The organism is Methylophilus sp. OH31 (genome assembly GCF_000576615.1).
In the GTDB taxonomy this organism is placed as follows: domain Bacteria; phylum Pseudomonadota; class Gammaproteobacteria; order Burkholderiales; family Methylophilaceae; genus Methylophilus.
Window position 1 is genome coordinate 432,514 of sequence record NZ_BAUS01000004.1, and the last position, 16,292, is coordinate 448,805.

17 protein-coding genes and 2 riboswitches are annotated in these 16,292 nt (G+C 50.2%); of the genes, 7 read left to right on the forward strand and 10 right to left on the reverse strand.

What is annotated here, in order from left to right:
• Nucleotides 1-12 precede the first annotated feature (12 nt).
• The 8 genes from cobU to OH31_RS08585 all read right to left on the reverse strand — a co-directional run bounded on the left by cobU (nt 13) and on the right by OH31_RS08585 (nt 8,379).
• Nucleotides 13-537: a bifunctional adenosylcobinamide kinase/adenosylcobinamide-phosphate guanylyltransferase gene (gene cobU, locus OH31_RS08550; protein WP_024930410.1), complete on the reverse strand. Its 525-nt coding sequence runs from the start codon at nt 535-537 to the stop codon at nt 13-15.
• Nucleotides 534-1,337, reverse strand: a complete 804-nt coding sequence (locus OH31_RS08555; RefSeq protein WP_024930411.1) for a cobalamin-binding protein — start codon at nt 1,335-1,337, stop codon at nt 534-536. The genes cobU and OH31_RS08555 overlap by 4 nt, the downstream gene beginning before the upstream one ends.
• A complete protein-coding gene (bluB, locus tag OH31_RS08560) occupies nt 1,334-2,008 on the reverse strand; it encodes a 5,6-dimethylbenzimidazole synthase (protein ID WP_024930412.1) in 675 nt (224 codons plus the stop codon). The genes OH31_RS08555 and bluB overlap by 4 nt, the downstream gene beginning before the upstream one ends.
• On the reverse strand, nt 2,005-3,291 hold the full coding sequence (locus OH31_RS08565) for a cobyrinate a,c-diamide synthase (protein WP_024930413.1): 1,287 nt from the start codon (nt 3,289-3,291) through the stop codon (nt 2,005-2,007). Before OH31_RS08565 ends, bluB begins: the two co-directional genes overlap by 4 nt.
• A complete protein-coding gene (gene cobO / locus OH31_RS08570) occupies nt 3,291-3,896 on the reverse strand; it encodes a cob(I)yrinic acid a,c-diamide adenosyltransferase (protein ID WP_024930414.1) in 606 nt (201 codons plus the stop codon). Before cobO ends, OH31_RS08565 begins: the two co-directional genes overlap by 1 nt.
• Nucleotides 3,897-3,910: 14 nt before the next feature.
• Nucleotides 3,911-4,480 carry a hypothetical protein gene (locus tag OH31_RS08575; RefSeq protein WP_019881106.1) on the reverse strand — a complete coding sequence of 190 codons (570 nt, stop codon included), beginning with the start codon at nt 4,478-4,480 and terminating at the stop codon, nt 3,911-3,913.
• Nucleotides 4,481-4,569: 89 nt separating this feature from the next.
• On the reverse strand, nt 4,570-6,435 hold the full coding sequence (locus OH31_RS08580; RefSeq protein ID WP_088178114.1) for a TonB-dependent receptor domain-containing protein: 1,866 nt from the start codon (nt 6,433-6,435) through the stop codon (nt 4,570-4,572).
• 93 nt (nt 6,436-6,528) lie between these two features.
• Entirely contained in the window at nt 6,529-8,379 is a 1,851-nt protein-coding gene (locus tag OH31_RS08585; protein ID WP_024930416.1) for a TonB-dependent receptor domain-containing protein, read from the reverse strand.
• A 136-nt stretch (nt 8,380-8,515) separates the two neighbouring features.
• Nucleotides 8,516-8,728, reverse strand: a riboswitch (cobalamin riboswitch).
• Between the two features lie 90 nt (nt 8,729-8,818).
• Here OH31_RS08585 and OH31_RS08590 point away from each other — a divergent pair.
• The 3 genes from OH31_RS08590 to OH31_RS08600 all read left to right on the forward strand — a co-directional run bounded on the left by OH31_RS08590 (nt 8,819) and on the right by OH31_RS08600 (nt 10,675).
• Nucleotides 8,819-9,055 (forward strand): hypothetical protein, encoded by a 237-nt coding sequence (locus OH31_RS08590; protein ID WP_019881108.1) that lies wholly within the window; start codon nt 8,819-8,821, stop codon nt 9,053-9,055.
• Nucleotides 9,056-9,057: 2 nt separating this feature from the next.
• Nucleotides 9,058-9,360, forward strand: a complete 303-nt coding sequence (locus OH31_RS08595) for a cell division protein ZapA (protein WP_019881109.1) — start codon at nt 9,058-9,060, stop codon at nt 9,358-9,360.
• Between the two features lie 418 nt (nt 9,361-9,778).
• On the forward strand, nt 9,779-10,675 hold the full coding sequence (locus OH31_RS08600) for an SGNH/GDSL hydrolase family protein (protein WP_024930417.1): 897 nt from the start codon (nt 9,779-9,781) through the stop codon (nt 10,673-10,675).
• A 35-nt stretch (nt 10,676-10,710) separates the two neighbouring features.
• Here the strand turns inward: OH31_RS08600 and OH31_RS08605 are convergent, their stop codons facing one another.
• Nucleotides 10,711-11,070, reverse strand: coding sequence for a DUF2237 family protein (locus OH31_RS08605; protein WP_024930418.1), 360 nt, complete (start codon nt 11,068-11,070; stop codon nt 10,711-10,713).
• 68 nt (nt 11,071-11,138) lie between these two features.
• On the opposite strand from OH31_RS08605, the gene OH31_RS08610 reads away from it, so the two are divergent.
• From OH31_RS08610 to OH31_RS08625, 3 genes are all read left to right on the forward strand, one after another.
• Complete coding sequence (locus tag OH31_RS08610; RefSeq protein WP_019881112.1) at nt 11,139-11,603, forward strand: EVE domain-containing protein; 465 nt, start codon at nt 11,139-11,141, stop codon at nt 11,601-11,603.
• Between the two features lie 61 nt (nt 11,604-11,664).
• Nucleotides 11,665-12,837: a diguanylate cyclase gene (locus OH31_RS08615; RefSeq protein ID WP_024930419.1), complete on the forward strand. Its 1,173-nt coding sequence runs from the start codon at nt 11,665-11,667 to the stop codon at nt 12,835-12,837.
• 388 nt (nt 12,838-13,225) lie between these two features.
• Nucleotides 13,226-14,233, forward strand: coding sequence for a serine protease (locus tag OH31_RS08625; protein WP_242402237.1), 1,008 nt, complete (start codon nt 13,226-13,228; stop codon nt 14,231-14,233).
• A gap of 75 nt (nt 14,234-14,308) precedes the next feature.
• Here OH31_RS08625 and OH31_RS15125 read toward each other — a convergent pair whose 3' ends face one another.
• The gene (locus tag OH31_RS15125; protein ID WP_154650038.1) at nt 14,309-14,458 is read right to left on the reverse strand and encodes a hypothetical protein; all 150 of its coding nucleotides are present in this window, start codon (nt 14,456-14,458) and stop codon (nt 14,309-14,311) included.
• A gap of 214 nt (nt 14,459-14,672) precedes the next feature.
• Nucleotides 14,673-14,755: riboswitch (S-adenosyl-L-homocysteine riboswitch) on the forward strand.
• Nucleotides 14,756-14,847: 92 nt separating this feature from the next.
• Between OH31_RS15125 and ahcY the strand changes: the two genes are divergently transcribed.
• Nucleotides 14,848-16,257: an adenosylhomocysteinase gene (gene ahcY, locus OH31_RS08635; protein ID WP_024930421.1), complete on the forward strand. Its 1,410-nt coding sequence runs from the start codon at nt 14,848-14,850 to the stop codon at nt 16,255-16,257.
• The last annotated feature ends 35 nt before the right edge of the window (nt 16,258-16,292 follow it).

Here is a 16,292-nt window from a genome sequence, read left to right on the forward strand (position 1 = left end):
GGTGCTTTCTTGTTATTTAAGCTTTAACGGCAAGCCTGCGGCAATGAAGCTGACTTGATCCGCGATGGCCGCCACATGCTGGTTCAGGCGGCCTTGTTCATCCTGGAACTGGCGGTTGATTTCACCCAAAGGCACAATACCCATGCCGACCTCGTTGCTGACTAAAAATACGTGGGCTTGCAATTGCGGTAAGGCGTTCAGCAAGGCCTGCTTTTCTGCCTGCCAGTCCAGCCGCTCCGGTTTATCGCAGTCCGGACAGATGCACTGTGCCAGCCATAAAGTCAGGCAATCCACAATCAGGCAAGTCTCTGGCGCATCGTTATCCAGTAGTGTCTGCCCGAGGTTAAATGGCGCTTCGACTAATCCCCAATAAGGAGGACGGCGGGTTTTATGATGTTCCACACGTTTTGCAAATTCGTCGTCATAGACTTGCGCGGTGGCAATGTAGGTCACCGGACATTCAAGTGCCGAGGCCAAGCGCTCGGCATACGCACTTTTACCGCTGCGTGCTCCGCCTAAAATCAGGTGTGTAGTCATGCGTGACTCCCTTGCTGTTGCCAGCGTTGAATGATGGTTTGCAGTTGCGCCAGGCCCTCGGTAAACAGCGCAGGCCCGGGCTGCAAGATATCGACCGACTTGATTTCGTACAGATGTCCATGCTGGATGGCCGGGATGGCTTGCCAGCCTGGTCGTGCTTCTACTTTTTCCGGCTGGAATTTTTTGCCACACCAGGAGCCGATGATAATGTCCGGCTGTCTGGTCAGTACTTGTTCTGCGTTGACCTGCCGGTCTTTGGCACTATGGAACTGGCTGAGTTCGGGAAAGCAATCCTCGCCGCCCGCGGCCTCAATCAGCTCAGCCGCCCAGCGGATGCTGCACATCATGGGCTCGTCCCATTCTTCAAAGTATACTTTGGGTTTGCGTGGCCAACTGGACGCTTGTCGGCGTGCCGCGTCCAGTTGCGCCTGATAACCTTTTACCAGTTGCTTCGCTTTGTCACTTGCGCCGACTAAATCGCCGACGGTCAATATCATTTGCAAAGTCTCATCCAGGCTGCGCTGGTTAAACACATGCACCTGGCAACCGGCTTTAATCAGCGAAGCAGCAATGTCAGCCTGCAAGTTGGAGAAGCACAGCACCAGGTCAGGCCGTAGTGCCAGAATTTTCTCGATATTAGCGCTGGTGAAAGCGCTGATTTTTGGCTTCTCTTTGCGGGCAATGGCCGGGCGCGTGGTAAAGCCGGAAATACCGACAATGCGGTCTTGTTCACCCAGCAAATAAAGGACTTCCACCGTTTCCGTGGTCAGGCAGACAATACGTTGCGGCCAGCGCTTCATGGCTGAGTGTTTCCTTGTGGTTGCCAGCCATTTTCCATCAGCATATCGCTGAGAGGTTTTTCTGTGGCCCAGCCTTCTTCCACCAGCATGGGGGATTTGTAAAAGGCGTTCACATAACCCAGGCACAAAATCGCCACCGGTTTGGCGTCCGCAGGTATGTCCAGCAATCGTGCCAGTTTTTGCGGGTCAAACAGGCTGACCCAGCCCATGCCTATGCCTTCGGCACGCGCGGCCAGCCACAGGTTCTGAATGGCGCAACTGACTGAGGCCAGGTCCATCTCCGGCAGCGTACGGCGACCAAAAATATATTTTTCACGCTGGTCGCATAAAGTGGCTACCAGTAATTCGCCACAGTCCAGAATGCCTTCGACTTTCAGCCGCATAAACTCGGCCATGCGCGCCGTGTTTTCAACCTCGCCGATGGCTTGCGCTGTCTGCTTGCGCTCCTCATCGACCAGCGCGTGGATCGCTTTGCGTAATGTGGTATCGCTAATGCGGATAAAGCGCCATGGCTGCATCAGACCCACACTAGGTGCGTGATGGGCGGCTTGCAATAGTTTCTGCAGTAATTCAGGCGCAATCGGCGTTGGCAAAAAATGCCGCATATCGCGCCGCTCGGCAATCACTTTATAAATGGCCGCTTTGTCGGCATCCGGATAGGCGAAACTCATGACAGGAAAAACTGTGCCGCCAGGGACGGATTGGATGGGAAGTAAAAATGCAAAAAGCTGGCTGTGATGTTTTGGTGGCGGTAGACCGCTTCACCCGCACCGTATTTGCCTTTGCCTTGTGCAATCACCGGCAAGTCCGTTTCAAATTTGCCGTAGTGAAAAGTGTGCGCGCCTATGGTCGCTGCGTCATCGTTCGCCACCGGAAACGTTGCGTGTTGTGTGCCGAGGCCTTGCAGTTTGGGTTGAATTTCGCTGTGACCCGGCAGTAAACCAAACACGGGTTGACCATTCAAGCGTTCGCCCAGTGCGAGCATGCCACCACATTCTGCCAGGATGGGTTTGTTAGCTTCGACAGCTGCGTGCAAACTTTCGCGCATGCTGTGGTTGTGTTGCAGTTGTGCCAGATGCAATTCCGGGTAGCCGCCAGGTAGCCAGTAGGCATCGGCTGCCGGTAATTGTGCATCATGCAACGGCGAGAAAAACCTGATATTGGCACCCAGCGCTTGCAGTAAATCAAGGTTGGCCTGGTAGGTGAAACAGAAAGCGGCATCTTTGGCCACGGCAATGGTTTTGCCTTTTAGCAATGGCGTGATGGCATGCTGTTCTGGTACCGCAAAATGCACTGCCGGAGGCAATGGCATATCTTGTCCCAGTAGTTGCGCAGCGGCTTCTAGGCGCTGGTCAATATCCGTGATTTCCTGTGCCAGGTGCAGGCCCAGATGCCGCTCTGGCAAACTCAGTTGCGCGTCGTATTTCATGGCGCCCAGCCAGGGGATATCAGCAGGCAAAGCTTCTTTGATCATCTTGGCATGGCCGTCGCTACCAACCTGGTTGGCAATGACGCCAGCGCGCTTCAGCGCAGGCCGGAAGCTGTATAGTCCATAGGCGATCGCGGCAGCGGTTTGTGCCATGGCTTTGGCATTGAGCACCAGTGCGACCGGGATACCAAAGCGCTCGGCAATATCGGCGCATGAGGGTTTACCATCATACAAGCCCATCACGCCTTCGAGCAAAATCACGTCATTGTCTTGTGCCGCCTGATACAGCAAACGCTGCGCATCCACTTCACCACACATGCCGAGATCGAGGTTGTACACCGGTTTGCCGGTGGCGGCTTCGAGTATCATGCCATCGATAAAATCCGGGCCACATTTAAATGCTTGCACGCGCAGGCCACGATTGCGGTAAATGCGCGCCAATGCGGCCGTGGTCAGTGTCTTGCCTTGCCCTGACGCCGGGGCCGCCATCAACATGGCATGGCAGCTTGCTGCTGGGGATTGCATTACAGGTCTATCCCGGCCTGGGCTTTGATGCCTGCGCGCCAGGCATGCTTGACGTCCATGAGTTCAGATACCGTGTCGGCAGCGTTTCTCAAGGCTTCTGACGCACCGCGACCAGTGATCACCACATGCTGCATGGGTGGGCGGTTGGCGATGGCATCCAGCACCATTTGTTCGTCCAGGTAGCCGTATTTGAAGGTGTAGGTGAGTTCATCCAGCACAACGAGATTGATCGCTGGGTCTTGCAGCATCTGCGCCACAATCTGCCAGCCGCGCATGGCGGTTTCAGTGTCGCGCTGGCGGTCTTGGGTGTTCCAGGTGAATCCTTCGCCCAGCACATGCCAGGTGACAGCAGGATGCTGGCGGAAAAAGGCTTCTTCGCCCGTATCTGAGCGGCCTTTGATAAATTGGGCGACGCCGACACGCATGCCGTGGCCCAGTGACCTGGCAACCATGCCAAAGGCGGAAGAGCTTTTGCCTTTGCCATTGCCGGTGAGGATGAGAAGCAGGCCTTTTTCCTGATCGGCCTGCTCGATTTTTTCATCAATGACCGCTTTTTTGCGGATCATGCGCGCCTTGTGGCGGCTCTCGCGGTCGTTGGTTTCCATGATGGTGCGTAAACTTAAGCGTTTTCGCGGACGGAACGCTTGGCCAGGCCAAACACCACATGTGCAATCAGTGCCACCACCACCCAAAACGCAATCGCTTCCAGCTGTTTAGGGAAGTATTTGACCAGGCGTGGCACAAATTCAACCAGGGTTGGGTCTGGGTAACGGCCACCAAAGAAGTAGAAGCCACCACTGGAGAACAATTCAGCAACGGCTGAAGCCACTACCACCACGCCTGTCAGCTTGAACAAGCTGCTCAGTGCCCAGGTGGTATTGCTGGCTGTCCAGCGGCCTGCCAGCCACATGGTACCGTAAGCCGGTAATAAGAAACCGTAAGCTGGCGTCACACAGAAATTGCTGACGCCGCCCCAGGTAACTGCCGCCATATCCAGGCCAGCACACAGCGCCAGCAGCGCCACAAATACGATAGTTGAACGCAGGTAATAACCCGCAATAAAAAATGCAGCGTAAGAGGCGCTAGGCAAAAAATCGATCGAAGCGAAGTGATGACCGCGTGTCACGATGACCATCAGTGCAATGACAAATGCAATTGCCAGCGATTGAGTTGAAATTTTACTTGGCATGCCAACGACTCCAAAAAATAAGATTAATCACAAGGGGTGAATTTTAGCCCAATTCCATAAGGCTTGGGCAAAATCCACCCTTCACAGAGTTACTTCATATCGTAATTCAGGCTCACGAATACATTTGTGCCCATAGTGTTGTAATCCACCGTAGAGGATGCAGCGGCTAACACGTAGTTTTTATCTAGAATGTTATTGGCGCGTGCTTGTAGGCGCCAGCTAGGGTTGATTTGATAGCCCAAAGTAGAGTTCAGCAAGGCGTAGCCACCGAGTGGAATTCGGTTGGCCGGCTCGTTATAGCGTTCAGCAGAGGCGGTTAGCTCACTGGACCAGTCCCATGCACCATTCTTGTATTGCACAATCACGTTTCCGTAGCGTTGCGCACGTCTGGCCAGTAAATTGTCTGTTGCATCTATGCGTGGAGACTGTACCGTTAGGTTGGCTGTGACTAGCCATTGCTCTCCAAGTGGCATACTGCCTTCTAAAGTAACACCTTGAACTTCTACCTTACCGACATTGACTGCACAGCCTTGGGTAAAGCCTGTTGGGCATCCTGACGTAACGGTTTGAATAAAGTTGCGAATATGATTATCAAATACCGTAACTTTGGCTTGTAGTGCTTGTCCTTGATAGCGTAAGCTCGCTTCAAGATTGTCAGCCTTTTCTGATGGCAGGTTTGGATTGCCAAATCTGTTGGCGTACAGTTGGTTAAACGTAGGTGCTCTGAAGGATGAGCCGTACTGAGCAGTCAGGCGCCAAGTCGGAGTTAATGCATAACCATAACCAATGCCGCCAGTCGTGTAGTTGCCGAATTGGCTATTGTGATCCTCACGCAATGATAGCTGAGTGCTGTGATTTGCGTAGTTGCCCACATAGCCGAGTACAAAAGCATCATTATTACGATTTTTGCCTAGCGTTTGGGTGCCGTTTGATTCGGTTTTTACTTCTTGTTCCAGTCGGTCATAAGCAAAAGTGACAGTGCCATGCGTTAGGCTGTAATCGTGTTGCCAAGACAGCTGACGTTGCTCTGTTTCTATATTGCTATTTCGTGTTGAACTGCTGACACTGAACGATTGGTCTTTACCAATACTGTATTGCAGCTTGCTGTTCCAATGCGCTGTCAGGGCGTTTTTTAGCGTGACCCCATATCCTTGCTGATGACGTTCTAAATAGTTGCCAATATATCCGCTGTCATATTGGTTTTTGCCTTTACTTTCCAGATACTGCAATCCTAGGGATTGCCCAGGTGCAAACTCTAGGTCGGCATATGCAGAGCCACTAAAGTTGTTGTATCCATCACGATCTTTATCCGCTGCAAGAGTCGAATTCTTTTTTGCACTAATGCCGCGAGTATCATAGTTGCTTGCTTGGGCACCGAATTTTAATGCTTGATAAATAGAGTCGAATCCGGCACTTCCGCTATAGGCATCATAACTACCTGCTCCTATGCTGCTATAAAGATGCGTCTTATTATTTTTACCGCGCTTGGTGAAAATTTGAATGACCCCGCCAATGGCGTCAGACCCATAGAGGCTTGAGGCAGGGCCGCGCAAAATCTCAATGCGTTCAATGAGTGCAAGCGGAAGATTTTCAAACGCAGTCGTGCCTGTGGTGCCAGAGTTGATACGCACACCGTCAACTAAAACAATCAACTGATTATCGTTTGTGCCGCGCAATCCAATATTGCTGCTAGTACCCATGCCACCATTGGTATAAGTTTCTACGCCAGGTTGTAGTCTTAATAAATCGGCCAAGGAGCCGCCACGTAATCTATTGATTTCTTCACTATCAATCACGGTGATGTCGCCAGTGACTGTTTTCGTTGATTGTGGTGTTCTGCTGGAGGTGACCACCACTTCATCTAATGAGGGGGTGTTATCTGCGGCAAGTACATAGCCAGGCAGGCTTAGGAGGATGCCTGCAAAATACAGTTGTTTTTTGATTGTTCTTTTCATTTGTGATTCTCGCATGCGTATCCAATTCACACGGAGCAGACTCAGTGTGAATTGGTAGTCGTATTAATTGGTTTTAGTGATGCAGAGTGCGCATTACTGTGGTTCGTAACGGATGTTGACGAACAAGTTTGCGCCTGGGGTGTTATAAGCAAAGCCATTCCCGTCTATGATCAGGTAATAGTTTTTATCAAGAATATTGTTGGCACGTGCTTGCACAGTCCAATCACGATTGACTTTGTATTGAGCTGTCATGTTGAAAAGTGTGTAACCGCTCATGCGTAAGGTATTGGCCGCATCCTCGTAGCGAGCTGAAGACGCTACCATTTCAGCACCAAATCGCCAGTCCTGCAAAGAGTAGCCAAGATGCATTTGGCCATGACGATTGGCGCGACGGCGTAGCAGTTTATCGGTTTCATCATCACGCGGAGATTGAATGTCTAAACTACCGCCCACGTCCAAATTATCCCAGCGGTTGCTGGCAGCCAGCGTGATACCTTGAATGGTGGCTTTGTTGATATTCTCAGGAAGAGACCCGAGGACAATTAAATTGCGGATCTTATTCTCGTAGGCTGTCAGGGATGCATTGAATGTGTCGTCGCGGTACCGTAGGCTGGCCTCTAAATTGTCTGATTTTTCAGGTTTCAGATTGGGGTTGGAGTAGCCTGGGTAGTACAAGTCATTAAACGTTGGTGCCTTGAATGCGGAACCATAGCTCCCGGTGACACGCCATTGATCGTTAATATTGTACCCATAGCCTAAGCCACCAGTGACATTGTTACCAAAACTGGAATTATGGTCTTCGCGAGCACTGGCTTGAAAGCTGTGTGCTCCGATATTCGCTACATAGCTGGCTACATAGCCTTCATTTGTGCGCCTGGTTTTGTCAAAATCCGTTGTTGAGTTGACTCTGTCGATCAATTTATCGTACATCAATGTCAATATCCCAATAGGAAGGGTAATGTCATTTTGCCAGTTGAATTGATCCTGTTTGGTTCTGAACAAGCTCCTGCTTTCGCTGGTAAAGGGACCTAACGCTGCGTAGTTCACAGTCTCATCAACGCCTTGGCTGATGCGTATTGTTGAGTGCCAATTATTCAGGATTTGATTTTTACTGAATAGAGAGTAGACATCTTGTTGCAAGTTGGCGTAATCAGAAAAAGCAGGATTGAATGCTGATGATGGATCGAGGTTGTAGCTATTGTCGAAGCGGGTTTTCCCCTTGCTATGCATCAAGGTTAAGCCGACTTCATGGCCTTCTGCAATTTTGTGAGACACGCTTCCTGTGACGGCAAGATTGCGATAACCGTCTTTGTCATTCAGGTTCGGGTTGCTGGTGTCCAGTGAAGAAAAACCGTTGGTTTTGTTCGCCGATACATTGAGTGCATAAGCCGTATCGTTTTGTTTACCGCGCAATCCAGCTTCTGCCAGAGTGGTATCGTAAGTACCAAAACCCAGGTTTGCATAAGGTTTGAAGCCATCTACGCCTTTTTTAGTGAAAATCTGGATGACACCGCCGATTGCATCTTGACCATACAGGCTGGTTAGCGGCCCTCTAACGATTTCAATGCGGTCGATTTGTTGAATCGGTATGTTCTCAAGGGTTGTTGTGCCTGCTGTGGCAGATTGCACACGTACACCATCGATTAATACCAGCGTATGGCCCGTGTTGGTGCCACGCATAAAGACGCCTGAGGTTTTGCCTGCGCCACCATTGTTGGTGATTTCAATGCCGGGTTGGCGTTGCAGTAATTCAATCAGCGTGCTTTGGCCGCCACGTTTGATTTCTTCTGTATTAATGACAGACACATCGGCAATGACTGATTCCTGTTGTTGCGGTGTGCGTGTCGCGGTCACGATGACTTCGTCTAGCGTTGCAGTGTCTGCGGCGTAGGCGAGTTCGCTTAAAGAAAGGCCAATAAGGCCTTTAAGAATGACTTTTTTCATTATCTTGTCCCTGTATCACATGCGTCCCCGCATGTGGTTTGTCTATCAATACTTGGGGGTAGGGATAATGAATGAAGGCTTTGCGTGTTGAACAGCAAAGCCTATACATCATCGGACACCGTCACCCCGCGGTATTGCAAATGGTTGGTTGCGAGGCCGGTCTCCGGGCTTGCAAGTTTTGATCTATCGCCTTCCCAAGTTTGAACTCAGTGGCATATGGATAGACCCGCACTTGCTTACCGTTGCGGGGGCAGCACAGGAGTTGTGAATGTAGGTTCACGCACCTGTTTCCCAGTTTCACCTTAGCCTGTAGAAATACAGCAAAGGCACCTGACAACTGGGCGTCATTCTAGTCTAAAGCGTGCTTTTTTGCCAGTCGACCTGTATTCGGCAGGCGTGCTCAAATTGTTAATTTACTTTGAAAAAATGCGCTTAGCTATTGACCACACTCATTTTTTTAAAAGATAATGGGCTGATGGATGCTGATTTAAAAAGTCTTGAAGAGCGTGTGACGAAGCTGATTGCTTTGTGCGGACAGCTGCGTGACGAAAATGTGGAGTTGCGTCAGGAGGTCACACGGCTGCATCAGGAGTCTCAATCGTTGAAGCTGAATATGACGCAAGCCAGCGTTCAGTTAGAGCGATTATTGTCGGCATTGCCTGAGGAAGGTCGTTAATCATGGCAAGTAATCCGATTGATATCGAAATCATGGGCCGCGCGATGAGCGTGACCTGTACCGATGAAGAACGCGACAGTTTGCTGCAGGCCGTGGGCTACCTGGATGGTAAAATGCGCGAAATTCGTGATGTTGGCAAAATGGTCAGCGTTGAGCGGATTGCCATTATGGCGGCACTCAATATTACGCATGAGTTGTTGAATACGCGTAGCGGCGGTGTGGATGTGGGAGACGTAAAAAAACGTATTTCTACCATGCAGCAGCAAATAGATGATGTATTATCCGGCCAGCACAAATTGTTGTAATCCGCTTCATTTCATAAAATTTTCATCGTCATTTTTTTGAAATGGCGTATCATAAAAACGGTGTGCTAAGGCGTTGCCTGAGTCTAAAATTCCTTGAACTAGTCTTTGTTATAGGTTTCGGCTCATCAGGTGCTGTGAGATCGCACTAAGTTGGGTGGTTTTTTAAAACCCCCTTGGCGTGCGAACCTAATGTACCTTAGGCTGTTACCACCTGAACTTTCTTGGTTCAGGATGCACGGCTCAGGTAACCCCTTAGCACATCATTCCCCACCCCTTTCACATTGCTTATACAACGCTCTCCCCATGGTGATGCTTGCAGATAGTTGCTGCATGAAATATTTCTATTGCAATCTTTATTTGATTGGTCAAGAATCTAGTTGTTTCATATAAATTAACAATTAGATTCAGGGAGGAAGTCATGCGCAAGCTATTTTTCTGGTTTTTTGCATTGGTATTGTTTTCCCCGCAGGTGTTTGCTTATACCGGCATCACTGCGATTGGCGATAGTCTTTTTGATGGTGGCAATGAAGATACGGCAGTGGTCAGCTATTACAAGCTGTTTGGGGCGGGCCTGACGGATGCGCCGTATAGCAATTACCGTTTTACCAACGGCCCAACGGCGGTTGAGTATCTGGCCACCGGGCTAGGATTGAATGCCCCAGCCAGTTTCCAGAATTTTGCGGTTGGCGGTGCAACCACAGCGGATATGCTCACGTTTATGACGAGCTACCTGGGTAGCTTGCCATCGGTTGATGCAGGACATTTGTACGTGCTGGATGGCGGCGGTAATGGCATTGAAACCTTCTCGGCGCACGATTCTGCGCAAAATATGATTGATATGGTGGCATTGTTGCATAGCAAAGGCGCGACCGATTTTCTCGTGCTGGGCTTGCCTGCTGTGGTGGATGCACCGCGTTTTAATGGGGCCTCTGCCGGGGTGGTTCAGTTTTTGGAGGATTACACCAGGGACTATAACGATTATCTGGTTGCGGGGCTTGCCGGATTGGGGTTGCCGAGCTCTGCCCGTGTGACTTATTTTGATACCAAAACTGAGTTGGAAAACGGCATGGCCTTGGCTGTGAGCAATGGGTTCACGAATTTAACAGATGCTTGTTATGACGGCGCCGCTGTTTGCGCTGATCCTGATAAGTATCTTTTTTGGGATGATTTGCATATGACGACCGTCGTGCATGAGTATCTGGGGCAGCGCATGTTATCTGCGATTACGCCTGTACCAGAGCCTGCGCAAGCTGGACTGCTTTTTGCTGGCTTGATGTTGGTGTTTGCGCGTCGCAGCCAGCGCCCAGCTATTTAACCGCCTGGCGGCAAACACATGTTTGGCTGATCTGCTTATCGCAACGCGTGATACATCAGGTCGGCCAGGCTGACCACTTCCAGGCAACTTTCATCACAAGATTCCAGAATCACCGGTGGCGCATAGCCAGCTTCACTGGCGTCTAACCAGCGCCTTGCACACAAACACCAGCGGTCGCCTGCTTTCAGGCCCGGAAATCCATACTCTGGCATGGGCGTCGATAAATCATTGCCTTGTGCCTGTGAGAATGCCAGAAATTCATCGGTCATTTCTGCACATACGGTATGCCTGCCGAGGTCTTCGGGATGGAATCCGCAACAACCATCACGCACAAAGCCGGTGATTGGGCGCATGCTGCAGGGAATGAGTAGGGTGCCAAGAACGTTTTTTGCCATGATTGTCAGCTGTACTGTAACTTGGTTTATGATACTGACATTTGTTGGACATAAGAAGGTTTTCAGGCATGGCGCGTTACTGGTTGATGAAATCCGAGCCCTCGGACGTTTCTATTGATGATTTGGCAGGGTTCCCGAACCAGACGGTGGATTGGTATGGGGTACGCAATTACCAGGCACGTAATTTTATGCGTGACCAGATGAAGTTGGGGGATGGCGTGCTGTTTTACCATTCCAATTGCGAGACGCCCGGCATTGTCGGCCTCTGTGAAGTCAGCCAGTTGGCTTACCCGGATAAGTTCCAGTTTGTTGAAGGCCATAAATACTTTGATCCAAAATCCACGCCGGAAAATCCGCGCTGGGTGAATGTGGATGTCAAACTGGTACGTAAAACACGGTTGCTGAGTTTGAAGGAAATGCGCGAAGCGCCAGAACTGGCCAATATGCGTACTTTGCAAAAAGGGAACCGCTTGTCGATTACACCTGTCGATCCCAAGGAGTGGGCGTATATTTCGGCCTTGCTGGCAAAGTAATGGCTGGCTTGATCAGGGCAACCACCTAATTCCAGGCGCATTATTCACATAGAGCAGCTTAATGAACAGACAGCGTAAAAATGCCGTGTTGTATATTCTGGTCGCCGGGTTCCTGATTGCTTTTGTCGGCGTATTGCTGTTTGTGTGGATTTATTTTTCCAGCATGCGTGAGATGCACCAAACTACGCGCAAGCTCTATGAACAGCCGTTTGCTGTGGCCAACGCGGCACTCGCCTTAGAAGCCGATCTCTACCAGATTCGCGGTAGCTTATTGTATGCCACACTGATCGAGGCTGATCGTAAGCAACTGGCAACCACAGTGGATTTTATTGCGGCGCGTGAGCAGCTGGCGCAGCAAAAAATTGCAATCATTGCCCGCAGTTATTCTGGCGACCAGCAGCAAGTGACACAACTCAAACAGAAACTGGCATTGCTGAATCAGGTGCGTGACCAGATTTTGCACGCACTGGAGGCCACACGCTATGCGGATGCCAATCGCCTGATAGAAACGCAGTGGACCGAACGCTTTAATGAGGTGGCAAGCCTGAACGAGGCGGTGCTTAAAAATGCCAATCAACGTGCTACCCAATATGTGAATGAAAGCCAGCAGCGGCTGGAAAAGCACACGACACACGGCTTAACTTATGCCGCACTACTGCTCAGCTTGTTTCTGGTCGTTGGTGTTTTCGTTGCCTGGCGTATCTACCAGCTGCATATTGAAGCAGACAAGTTTGCTTTTACCGACTTTTTAACTGGTATTGCCAATCGCCGGCATTTTATTCACGAGCTCGAATCAGAAGTGCGGCGCAGTCAGCGTTATGGCTCGGCGTTTGCGTTTGCCATGGTTGATATTGATCACTTTAAGAAAATCAACGATCAATATGGGCATCACGCCGGTGACCTGATCTTGCAGAATTTTTGTCTGCGTTGCGTCAGTGCCTTGCGCACCAGTGATATGGTCGGTCGACTGGGTGGTGAGGAGTTCGGCATCTTAATGCCGATGACGGATCTGCACGAGGCCGCGCGCGTGATTGAGCGTTTGCGCTCCGAAATAGACCACAGTGTCATGAGTGATCATGGCGAGCAAATTCACTACACGGCGTCATTCGGGTTGGTGTCCACCTCGCAACTCAGCGAGCAGCAGGGCTTGGCACATTTGATGAAAATGGCGGATGCCGCCCTGTATGCGGCCAAGCAGCAAGGCCGCAACCGCGTTTTTATCGCCAACCACTAATTTTGGCTCTATCCGTAGCGCATAGTCAGTGCCAAGTACGACTTCTCTTTAGCTGTTTTCTTCCGATTTTTATTCAAAATGCCAGTTTATTGTGCGTGCATTCTTATGGCGCACTTCTTTGGTGCAATGGCATATTGCCGTCTGCTCATCGCCGTGCGTATGGAATCTGATTTTTGGGTTGCGAGTAAAAGGACTTTTTATTATAAATATTTGATTATTAATGTAATTTTTTAGTTATGTGCTTTGTCTGAGTGCAGTCTCTGTGTGCTAAAACCAGCGTGTATGTGGGTTGGAATACGTCTTGCTAAAACAAGCTTAACAGGCTTTCCAACGTATCACCGGCAACCGGGTAACACCACCCACCTGCTGTCACAGATTGGAGCACGGCATGACAAAGTTAATAATCGGATTATTGTTTGGGTGCATGAGTGCATCACTCATGGCAGAGCCAGCAGAGGCGCTGATGCACGATTTAAACAGTCGTGTGTTGCGTGTGCAAGTTGGTTTGAAAAATGGTCAATATGGCTTGGGCTCAGGCGTGGTCGTCGCTGAAAACCAGGTTGTGACTAACTGTCATGTGGTCGCCAATGCCAGCAGTATCAGTGTGGTCAGCGGCGGGGCAGCCTATCATGCAGTTGGCGTGAAACCTGATTGGGAACATGATGTGTGCATATTGCAAATGGATGATTTGCCATTGTCACCGGTGACCATGAAATCCAGTCGTGAACTCAAATACGAGCAACCGGTATTCACCATCGGTTATCCCAGCTTTGTCGCTGCGCCAGTTAGCACCAGCGGGGTGGTTAAAGGCCTGTTTACCATGGATGACTCGGTGATTGTGCGGGCCAGCAGCAGCTTTAGGCAAGGTGCCAGCGGTGGCGGCCTGTTTGATGACAGCGGCGCACTGGTCGGCTTGATTACCTTGAAAAGCCCTGGCAAAGACGCTTATTACTACTACATGTCGGTGGACTGGGTGAAAGCCCTGATCAGCAAACCGGCAGGCCCGATTGTGGTGAAAAGTGAATTGCCTTTCTGGGGTAAGCCTGCTGCTGAATGGCCATATTTTATGAAGGTGGTGTTTCCATACCTGCATAAAGACTGGGCAGGTTTGAAAGTGATTGCCGAACAATGGACCACAAAGGAGCCAAGCAATACCGAAGCCTGGTTTTACCTGGCTGCGGCAGAGTATGAAACCAAAGACTTGACGCTGGCGGAACAGCATCTGCATCGTGTGGTGAGCATGAACGATCAACATAGCCAGGCTTTTTATTACCTGGGCATGATTGCTGAAGCGAGTGGCAAACATGGTGAAGCGATGGCCAGTGTTGATACATTAAAACAACTGGATGCAGAAGCGGCTGAAGCATTGACGGTGGCAATGAAAAGTTTGCCGTAAGACAGGCAACATCAGACTCAAACGAGAAAGCGCCCAATCGGGCGCTTTTTTTATTTAAATCGGGTTTGCAATCGCTTATGCTACTGCCATGTCCAGCTCTTCCACATGGTAGTAATGTTCATCATCCCACAGGGTGAAATCTTGTGCGGTATAAATCGCTTCCTGAAAATGATGAAAGGTTGCGATGCAATGGTTCTCTTCGTCCATCACTTGATACATTGTCATACGGGCCACCTTTCCTTGTCTGGTTGTTTGCTTATTGCCGTGATGACATCATGGCACAGGTGTATGACAGTGATTTTGCAGAGCAGCAAGGGGTAACCGGGTCAGTTTGAGGGATGGCGTACAGACGATTTATTTGCGTGTGATTTAGCCCGCTGTTTCGCGCTTGGCAGTCGCCGCTTTTTTGTAAAATGCCCGGGTTGGCGTATAATCCGCAACTTCTGAGGAACGCTGCGAGAGTCATCTGACTCCCAGGCTCAGAGCATTTGCTGCAAAGCATCTCAACGGCGTTCACTTTTCACTGTGCGAGCACGGAAAAAAGGTGAACAAACGTTTCCACCGGTTCTTAGAACTTTCCCTGCTCAGTTTTCATCTTTTTAAGGATTTGAAACATGAATACTGTAGCTGACATCAAAGATTACATCGTTGCCGATATGTCGCTGGCTGCCTGGGGTCGCAAGGAAATTGCGATTGCCGAAACTGAAATGCCAGGCTTGATGGCGATTCGCGAAGAATACGCGGCTCAACAACCACTGAAGGGCGCGCGTATTACCGGCTCTTTGCATATGACCATCCAGACCGCAGTGTTGATTGAAACACTGAAAGACCTGGGCGCAGATGTGCGCTGGGCGTCCTGTAATATTTTCTCTACACAAGACCACGCCGCTGCGGCGATTGCTGCGACTGGCACGGCCGTATTTGCCGTGAAGGGCGAAACACTGGAAGAGTACTGGGATTACACCCACCGCATTTTTGAATGGGCGGATGGTGGCTACTCCAACATGATTCTGGATGATGGCGGCGATGCCACTTTGTTGTTGCATTTGGGTAGCCGTGCCGAGAAAGATTTGTCCGTGGTGGCCAATCCTACCTCAGAAGAAGAAATCTGCCTGTTTGATGCGATTAAAGCCAAGTTGAAAACAGACCCAAACTGGTATTCAGTGCGTTTGGCCGCCATCAAAGGCGTGACCGAAGAAACCACCACCGGCGTGCATAGACTGTATCAAATGCATAAAGAGGGCAAGCTGGCGTTCCCGGCGATTAACGTTAACGATTCTGTGACCAAGTCCAAGTTTGACAACCTGTATGGTTGCCGTGAATCATTGGTTGACGGTATCAAGCGCGCGACTGATGTCATGATCGCCGGCAAAATTGCCGTAGTAGCTGGTTACGGTGACGTGGGTAAAGGTTCGGCACAAGCCATGCGTGCCTTGTCTGCACAAGTATGGGTGACTGAAATTGACCCGATTTGCGCGCTGCAAGCCGCGATGGAAGGCTATCGCGTAGTGACCATGGATTACGCCGCAGAACATGCGGATATTTTCGTCACCGCGACCGGTAACTATCATGTGATTACCCACGACCATATGGCCAAAATGAAAGATCAGGCCATCGTCTGTAACATTGGCCACTTCGACAACGAAATCGATGTTGCCGGCATTGAAAAATATCAATGGGAAGAGATCAAGCCACAAGTGGATCACGTGATTTTCCCGGATGGTAAACGCATCATCCTGTTGGCCAAAGGCCGCCTGGTGAACCTGGGTTGTGGTACTGGCCATCCGAGCTATGTGATGAGTTCCAGCTTTGCTAACCAGACCATTGCGCAAATTGAGTTGTTTACGCAAACAGGAAAATATCCGGTGGGCGTGTACACCTTGCCCAAGCATCTGGATGAAAAAGTGGCTATCTTGCAGTTGAAAAAACTCAACGCGCAATTGACCACACTGACAGACGCGCAAGCGGCCTATATCGGTGTGAGCAAAAGTGGCCCATACAAGCCAGACCATTATCGTTACTAATCTGCACTAGAGTATCTGCCGATTCACCCGAGTCT